We start from the raw sequence: 6,873 nt of genomic DNA on the forward strand, positions 1-6,873 counted from the left end.
GATTGATAGTGTTCACAAGATGTGTGTACACCGCCGAAACCTGTGGGAGCGGGCTTGCCCGCGAAGAGGCCCGGGAGGCCGTCGCAAAACTCAGATCCTCCAGAAAGGCTTCAGCCCCTCCTCTCGCGCCTGCTCCCGCGTCAGCCCGATATCCTTGAGCTGGTCGACCGTCAGCGCCAGCAACGCCTTGCGCGTGTGCAGCCGACGCCAGAACTGATCCCAACGACTCTGGCCGGACGACACATTGTGCATGCCCGCCTCCCGCGTGCCGTTGTTCTGCCCTGCCGCCAGTTCCTGACTGTGTAACGTCAGCCGCACATCGCTCAAACCGTTCATCTTGGATGCTCCTGTTTACTTGGGTAGCCAGAGGTTCCATGATGCGCGGGCGCGAAAAAGCATTACAGATTCAAAACAACTGTATTAACTCAATACAGTTTTGTCGATTCCGCCACTGAATCCTGATTTCTTGCCTGATCTGTACTGGTTAACCGAATCCCACCAATCGAGGCTGCATCATGACCCTTTACGTCAACCTCGCCGAGTTGCTCGGCACACGTATCGAACAGGGCTTCTATCGCCCCGGTGACCGGCTGCCCTCGGTACGGGCGCTGAGTGTCGAGCACGGCGTCAGCCTGAGCACGGTGCAGCAGGCCTATCGGGTGCTGGAGGACAGCGGGCTGGCCATGCCACGACCCAAGTCCGGGTACTTCGTTCCGGCCAGTCGCGAATTGCCGGACTTGCCGGCAGTCGGCCGCCCGGCTCAAAGGCCGGTGGACATTTCGCAATGGGATCAGGTGCTGGAATTGATCCGCGCCGTACCACGCAAAGATGTGGTGCAACTCGGGCGCGGCATGCCGGATATCACCAGTCCGACCATGAAGCCTCTGCTGCGTGACCTGGCGCGAATCAGCCGGCGGCAGGATATGCCTGGCCTGTATTACGACAATATCCACGGCAACCTCGAACTGCGCGAACAAATCGCTCGCCTGATGCTCGATTCCGGCTGCCAGTTGGGCGCCAGCGATCTGGTGGTCACCACTGGATGCCATGAAGCGCTGTCCACCAGCATTCGCGCGACTTGCGAGCCGGGGGACATTGTGGCGGTGGACTCGCCGAGCTTTCACGGTGCCATGCAGACCCTCAAGGGCCTGGGCATGAAAGCCCTGGAAATCCCCACCGATCCACTGACCGGCATCAGCCTCGAAGCGCTGGAACTGGCGCTGGAGCAGTGGCCGATCAAGGTCATACAGCTGACCCCCAACTGCAACAACCCGTTGGGCTACATCATGCCCGAGTCGCGCAAACGTGCGTTGTTGACGCTCGCGCAACGGTTTGACGTGGCGATCATCGAGGACGATGTGTATGGCGAACTGGCCTATACCTATCCACGCCCGCGCACGATCAAATCCTTCGACGAGGACGGTCGCGTCCTGTTGTGCAGTTCGTTTTCCAAGACCCTGGCGCCGGGCCTGCGTATCGGCTGGGTCGCGCCGGGCCGTTATCTGGAACGGGTGCTGCACATGAAATACATCAGCACCGGCTCCACCGCGCCACAACCGCAGATCGCCATCGCCGAATTTCTCAAGGGCGGCCATTTCGAGCCGCATTTGCGGCGGATGCGCACGCAATACCAACGCAATCGCGACCTGATGATCGATTGGGTAAGCCGCTACTTCCCGGCCGGCACCCGTGCCAGTCGTCCGCAAGGCAGTTTCATGCTGTGGGTGGAATTGCCGGACGGCTTCGACACCCTGAAACTGAATCGTGCCCTGCACGACCAGGGCGTACAGATTGCCGTGGGCAGCATCTTCTCCGCCTCGGGCAAGTACCGCAATTGCCTGCGCATGAACTACGCTGCCAAACCAACACCGCAGATCGAAGACGCGGTGCGCAAGGTCGGTGCGACAGCGTTCAAACTGCTGGCGGAAACCGATCAGCTGAGCGACTGACTTTTATTCGGGAATCAGCGTCCATATGCCTAACTGCGCCGCCAAACGGAACGATCCTACGTGAGAGCCAGAAAGCCCCTGCTTGCTCTTTTGCTGCTCGCCACGTTCCTGGGCGGTTGCTCCAGCTTCGACGTTCAGCGTGTACCGAGCCAGGCGCTACCGGCTTCAGACTCGGCATTCGGTCGCTCGGTCCAGGCACAGGCTGCACCTTACAAGGGGCAATCGGGCTTTCGCCTGCTATCGGACAGCACCGAGGCCTTCACCGCCCGTGCCGAACTGATACGCAATGCCCAAAGCAGCCTCGATTTGCAGTACTACATCGTGCACGACGGCATCAGCACGCGCATGTTGATCGAGGAATTGCTAAAAGCTGCCGATCGGGGCGTACGGGTGCGGGTACTGCTCGACGACACCGCCAGCGACGGCCTGGACCGGGTCATCGCCACCCTCGCCGCGCATCCGAAAATCCAGATCCGCGTGTTCAATCCGCTGAATCTTGGTCGCAGCACCGGCGTGACCCGTACCGTGGGCCGGCTGTTCAATCTGTCGCAACAACATCGACGCATGCACAACAAGCTGTTGCTGGCGGACAACAGCATGGCCATCGTCGGAGGACGCAATCTGGGGGACGAGTATTACGATGCCAAGCCCAACATGAATTTCACCGACATCGACATGCTCAGTGTCGGTCCGGTTGCCGAGCAACTCGGGCACAGTTTCGACCAGTACTGGAACAGCGCCCTGAGCAAGCCGATCGACGAGTTCCTGTCGAGCAAACCTTCCCCCCAGGACCTGGAAAACACCCGCACCCGGCTGGAAGAGTCCCTGGCGGAAACGCGAAAACAAAATCACGCGCTCTACAAACACTTGATGACCTTCACCACCCACCCGCGCCTGGACATCTGGCGCCGCGAACTGATCTGGGCCTGGAACCAGGCATTGTGGGATGCGCCGAGCAAGGTACTGGCCAAGGGCGAGCCCGATCCGCAGTTGCTGCTGACCACGCAACTGGCACCTGAACTCAACAACGTCAGCAAAGAACTGATCATGATCTCGGCCTACTTTGTGCCCGGCCAGCCGGGACTGGTGTACCTGACCGGGCGCGCCGATGCCGGCGTTTCCGTGAGTTTGCTGACCAATTCACTGGAAGCCACGGACGTTCCCGCCGTACACGGTGGCTACGCCCCCTATCGCAGGGCGCTGCTGGAGCACGGCGTGAAGCTCTACGAATTGCGTAGCCAGCCCGGTGAGGGCGGCGGCAGCGGTAGCGGGCCGCATCTGTTTTCCAGCAGCGCCTATCACAGCTCTGACTCCAGCCTGCACAGCAAGGCGATGATCTTCGACCAGCAGAAATCCTTTATCGGCTCTTTCAATTTCGATCCGCGCTCGGTGCTGTGGAACACCGAAGTCGGCGTGCTGGTGGACAGCCCGGAATTGGCCGCACAGGTCCGTGAACTGGCGTTGCAGGGCATGGCACCGGCCCTGAGTTATCAGGTGGAGCTGGAAAACGATCAGATCGTCTGGACCACCGAAGACGACGGAAAAATGCACACCCTGACCAAGGAGCCAGGTAGTTCGTGGCGGCGATTCAATGCGTGGCTGAGCAATACGGTTGGGCTGGAGAAAATGCTCTAGGCCGGCTCGACAATCGCCCCAAACGCACCTTGCCGCGACACCACGATCAATACGCCCAAGGCCCCCACCGCCATCAGCAACGGCAACGCATGACCGCTGATCCACTGGCTGCCGGCGCCCGCCAACAGCGGCCCGATCAGACAACCAATCCCCCACAGCTGGGCGATGTGGGCGTTAGCCCGCACCAGCGCATCGTCGCGATAACGCTCGCCGATCAGGATCAACGACAAGGTGAATAACCCGCCAGCGCTGGCGCCGAACAACACCCACAGCGGCCAGATCAGCAATGTGTCGATCAGCATCGGAATCGCCAGACTCGACAGCAGCAAGACGACTGCGCAGCCGGTAAACAACGCACGGCGTGACAAGCGATCGGCCAACGCACCAATCGGCAATTGCAGCACTGCATCGCCGACCACCACTGTACTGACCATCGCCAGGGCGATCTCCGTGGTGAAGCCCTGGCGCAGGCAATAGACCGGCAACAGCGTCAGAATCATCGCCTCGAACGCGGCGAACAGCGACACCGCCCAGGCAATCGCCGGCAGGCCACGACAGAACGCGAGCAAATCACTCAAGGTCACGCTGCTGGCCTCGCTGCTCGGTGCACCACTGCGCCCCAGCAACAGAAACGGAGCAGCCATCAGTAAACCGACGCCGACCCAAAAACCATAATCGTGCTCGGTGCCAAGGAAGCCCAGCAACACCGGCCCGGCCAGCTGACTCAGTGCGTAGCTGCTGCCATACAGCGCCACCAGCCGCCCGCGCCATTGCTCGACCACCAGTTGATTGATCCAGCTTTCACCGATGATGAATACCAGGGTCAGGATCACCCCGATCATCAGCCGCAACACCAACCAGATCGGATAGCTCGGCAACAGCGCCAGCAAACCGATCGAAACCGCCCCGGCCCACAGGCACAGGCGCATCAGATTGGCCGTACCGAAGCGCGCCGCCAAATGACTGGAGATTTTCGCCCCCAACAGGACGCCGATGGCCGGCATCGCCGCCATCACACCAATGGCAAACGAGCCGTAGCCCCAACTCTCCAGACGAAAGGACACCAGCGGCATGCTGACACCCAGGGCCAGGCCGACACTCAGGACAGATGCCAAAACGGCGAAATAAGTCGCCCAACGCATGTTCCACGCTCCTGTGGATATTTTTTATGTACAACACAAAACACTGTGGGAGCGAGCTTGCTCGCGATAGCGGTACAACATTCAACATTGAAGTCGCTACCGGCACGCAGTGCTCGGGCAGTGAGGTGAGCCTTGGAGATGTCGGCCGTCCAGACCGCAGCGGCCAGGCCGTACGGCGTGTCGTTGGCGATCGCGATGGCCTCTTCGGCGCTGTCGAATGCAATGACCGACAGTACCGGGCCGAAGATTTCTTCCTGGGCGATTTTCATCGCGTTGCTCACACCGTCGAAAATCGTCGGCTCAACGTAAGTRCCGCCAGTTTCCTGGAGCGTACGCTTGCCTCCGGCCACCAGCTTGGCGCCGTCGGCATGGCCGGACTCGATGTAGGACAGCACGGTGTTCATCTGCTGGGTATCGACCAGCGCGCCAACGTTGGTCGCCGGGTCCAGCGGGTTGCCCGGCTTCCAGGTTTTCAGCGCCTCGATCACCAGCGGCAGGAATTTATCCTTGATCGAACGCTCCACCAGCAGGCGCGAACCGGCAGTGCAAACTTCGCCCTGGTTAAAGGCGATGGCACCGGCAGCCGCTTCGGCAGCGTCTTGCAKGTTCGGCGCATCGGCGAACACGATGTTCGGGCTCTTGCCGCCGGCTTCGAGCCAGACGCGCTTCATGTTCGACTCGCCGGAGTAGATCAGCAGCTGCTTGGCGATTTTTGTCGAACCAGTGAATACCAGGGTGTCGACGTCGTTGTGCAGGGCCAGGGCCTTGCCGACTGTGTGACCGTAACCCGGCAATACGTTCAGCACGCCTTTCGGGATGCCGGCTTCGACAGCCAGTTCAGCGATGCGAATCGCCGTCAGCGGCGATTTTTCCGACGGTTTGAGAATCACCGAGTTACCGGTGGACAGCGCAGGACCCAGCTTCCAGCACGCCATCATCAGCGGGAAGTTCCACGGCACGATGGCACCGACCACGCCAACCGGCTCACGGGTCACCAGGCCCAGTTGATCGTGCGGGGTTGCAGCGACTTCGTCGTAGATCTTGTCGATGGCTTCGCCGCTCCAGCTCAGAGCTTGCGCCGCGCCGGGAACGTCGATGTGCAGGGAATCGCTGATCGGCTTGCCCATGTCCAAAGTTTCAAGCAGGGCCAGCTCTTCGGCGTGCTGCTTGAGCAGGCCGGCGAAACGGATCATGGTGGATTTGCGTTTGGTCGGCGCCAGGCGCGACCAGACACCGGAATTGAAGGTGGTGCGGGCGTTTTCCACGGCGCGCTGGGCGTCGGCGGCGTCACAGCTGGCAATCTTGCCCAGCAGACGGCCATCGACCGGGCTGATGCACTCGAAGGTCTCGCCAGAGGCGGCGTCGGTGTATTCGCCATTGATATAAGCGCGGCCTTCTATTTTCAGGTCGCGGGCACGTTGTTCCCAGTCGGCACGGGTCAGGGTGGTCATGCGAATGTCCTCCTCTTATTGATACGACACCCGCGTTCTTCGCGGGCGCTGTCAGGAATTCTGCCCGGCCAGCCTGCTATTCGGCCCAAGGCATCCGCCACCCTAAACCAGCCGCCCATGAAGTTTCAATATATTTGACATAACGCCGGCAAACGGCCTTGCGATGTTCATTTTAATAAACATAGACTTTGGGCTGACCAACCACTCGCGCCGTAATCACGGAGGGAAAACAACAATGAACATCCAGAACGTCGTCGACTTCAGCCAGGCTACCACCGTCGCCGAACGCTACCGTCCGGACCCGGCCAAAGTGCTCAAGGGCGACCCGGAGCAAGCGGTTTACAACCACTACAACAGCCCTTGTGGTCAGTTGAACGCCGGTGTGTGGGAAGGTGCCGTCGGCCAGTGGATGGTGAACTTCACCGAACACGAATACTGCGAAATCGTTCAGGGTGTTTCGGTGCTACGCGACAGCGACGGCAACGCCAAGACCTTGCGCGCCGGTGACCGCTTCGTCATTCCGGCCGGGTTCAAAGGCACCTGGGAAGTGCTGGAGCCATGCCGCAAGATCTACGTGGCGTTTGAACAGAAGGCTTGAAGATTTCAGGTGTTTGAGCCGGCGAAGAGCCCCTGAAAGCCGACACAAAAACCCTCAGGCAACAAAAAAGGCCCGTATCTCGCGATACGGGCCTTTTT

5 protein-coding genes and 1 pseudogene are annotated in these 6,873 nt (G+C 60.4%); 3 read left to right on the forward strand and 3 right to left on the reverse strand.

The genetic code is table 11. The features are described 5' to 3' along the window. Positions 1–90: 90 nt before the first annotated feature. Positions 91–336: a DUF1127 domain-containing protein gene (locus ACXRVY_RS17430; protein WP_223460441.1), complete on the reverse strand. Its 246-nt coding sequence runs from the start codon at positions 334–336 to the stop codon at positions 91–93. A gap of 179 nt (positions 337–515) precedes the next feature. Between ACXRVY_RS17430 and ACXRVY_RS17435 the strand changes: the two genes are divergently transcribed. Then, positions 516–1,949, forward strand: a complete 1,434-nt coding sequence (locus tag ACXRVY_RS17435) for an aminotransferase-like domain-containing protein (RefSeq protein ID WP_223460443.1) — start codon at positions 516–518, stop codon at positions 1,947–1,949. Between the two features lie 60 nt (positions 1,950–2,009). Continuing rightward, positions 2,010–3,584 carry a phospholipase D family protein gene (locus ACXRVY_RS17440; protein WP_223460446.1) on the forward strand — a complete coding sequence of 525 codons (1,575 nt, stop codon included), beginning with the start codon at positions 2,010–2,012 and terminating at the stop codon, positions 3,582–3,584. Here ACXRVY_RS17440 and ACXRVY_RS17445 read toward each other — a convergent pair. Both ACXRVY_RS17445 and ACXRVY_RS17450 read right to left on the reverse strand, forming a co-directional pair. After that, positions 3,581–4,726: an MFS transporter gene (locus tag ACXRVY_RS17445; protein ID WP_223460448.1), complete on the reverse strand. Its 1,146-nt coding sequence runs from the start codon at positions 4,724–4,726 to the stop codon at positions 3,581–3,583. The genes ACXRVY_RS17440 and ACXRVY_RS17445 overlap by 4 nt on opposite strands. 95 nt (positions 4,727–4,821) lie before the next feature. Continuing rightward, a pseudogene (locus ACXRVY_RS17450) lies at positions 4,822–6,177 on the reverse strand (aldehyde dehydrogenase); the annotation flags it as partial. A gap of 235 nt (positions 6,178–6,412) precedes the next feature. On the opposite strand from ACXRVY_RS17450, the gene ACXRVY_RS17455 reads away from it, so the two are divergent. Then, the gene (locus ACXRVY_RS17455; RefSeq protein ID WP_223460452.1) at positions 6,413–6,775 is read left to right on the forward strand and encodes a cupin domain-containing protein; all 363 of its coding nucleotides are present in this window, start codon (positions 6,413–6,415) and stop codon (positions 6,773–6,775) included. Positions 6,776–6,873 lie beyond the last annotated feature (98 nt).

This window comes from Pseudomonas sp. P5_A2_2 (genome assembly GCF_054177685.1).